The following is a 1496-nucleotide window of genomic DNA, read 5'->3' as shown; positions in this document are numbered from 1 at the left end:
ACATTTGGTCCGAAGCGGACCTATTGTGTGTCTTGTTTCCCGGCCGCCTAAAAAACCGGTTCCTGCCCTGTGCAACGGCGTATATCCTTCTAATCTCAGAACAAGGGCGGCAGCCAAGCCGCTGCAGAGCGATTGGGGAAAGGGCAGTTCATGCGCATTGCGATGATTGGCACCGGCTATGTCGGACTGGTGTCCGGCGTCTGTTTTTCGGATTTCGGCCATGACGTGATCTGCGTCGACAAGGACGCGGGTAAAATCACCCGGCTGAACCGGGGCGAGGTGCCGATCTACGAGCCGGGCCTGGATCAGCTGATGGAGAAAAACGTGGCGGCCGGCCGTCTCAGCTTCACCGATGATCTGGCGGCGGCGGTCGACGGGGCGGAGGCGGTGTTCATCGCCGTGGGCACCCCGACCCGGCGCGGCGACGGCCATGCCGACCTCACCTATGTGATGGCGGCGGCAGAAGAGATCGCCGGGGCGCTGACGGATTACGCGGTGGTGGTGACCAAATCCACGGTGCCGGTGGGCACCAACCGGCAAGTGAAACAGGTGATCGCCAAGGCCAATCCGCAGGCCGATTTCGACGTCGCCTCCAACCCCGAGTTCCTGCGCGAAGGCGCCGCGATCGAGGATTTCATGAAACCCGACCGGGTGGTGGTCGGCGTCCAGAACGAGCGCGCCGCCGAGGTGATGGCGGAGATTTACAGACCCCTCTATCTGCGCGACTTCCCGATCCTGACCACCGATCTGGAATCGGCCGAGCTGATCAAATACGCGGCCAATGCGTTTCTGGCCGCCAAGATCACCTTCATCAATGAAATCGCCGGCCTCTGCGAGCGGGTGGGGGCGGACGTCAAGGAAGTCTCCCGCGGCATCGGCTTTGACGGGCGGATCGGCAACAAGTTCCTGCATGCAGGGCCGGGCTATGGCGGCTCGTGCTTCCCGAAGGACACCGCGGCATTGGCGCGGATCGGCCAGGACCATGCCTTCCCCCTGCGCATCACCGAGACCGTGATGCGGGTCAATGACGAGGTGAAGCTGCGGATGGTGGAGAAGCTGCGCGATGCCTGCGAGGGGTCGTTCAACGGCAAGACCATCGCGGTGCTCGGCGTCACCTTCAAGCCCAACACCGACGACATGCGCGAGGCGCCGAGCCTCACCATCGTGCCCGCGCTGGTGGGCGGCGGCGCCAAGGTGCGGGTGGTGGACCCGCAAGGAAGGTCCGAGGGCGAGGGGCTCTTGCCCGGGGTCAAATGGGAGGAGGATCCCTACAAGGCGGCACAGAACGCCGACCTGGTGGTGCTCCTGACCGAGTGGAACGAGTTCCGCGCCCTGGATCTGAAGAAACTGGCCCGCAAGATGCAGACCCCGCGGATGGCGGACCTGCGCAATATCTACTCTGCCAAATCCGCCAAACGGGCGGGTTTCGAGACCTATACCTCGGTGGGGCGGGGGGATGTAAAATAGGTCCGGTTCGGACCAAATGTTTCGCGCGC

The 1496-nt window shown here is 63.6% G+C and carries 1 protein-coding gene; it reads left to right on the top strand.

Features of this window, described 5'->3' with window-relative positions; genetic code table 11:
- Positions 1-150: 150 nt before the first annotated feature.
- Positions 151-1467 carry a UDP-glucose dehydrogenase family protein gene (locus GC1_RS21800; RefSeq protein WP_019297004.1) on the top strand — a complete coding sequence of 439 codons (1317 nt, stop codon included), beginning with the start codon at positions 151-153 and terminating at the stop codon, positions 1465-1467.
- Positions 1468-1496 lie beyond the last annotated feature (29 nt).

Origin of the sequence: Leisingera sp. ANG1, assembly GCF_000203975.2 — a bacterium.
Lineage (GTDB): Bacteria > Pseudomonadota > Alphaproteobacteria > Rhodobacterales > Rhodobacteraceae > Leisingera.
The sequence above is the reverse complement of the archived record's forward strand: the minus strand, read 5'-3'. Positions and strand labels throughout refer to the sequence as shown.

What these genes read in the sequence shown, in the direction of transcription:
- GC1_RS21800 (WP_019297004.1), top strand. Translation starts at nt 151, where the DNA reads ATGCGCATTGCGATGATTGGCACCGGCTATGTCGGACTGGTGTCCGGC.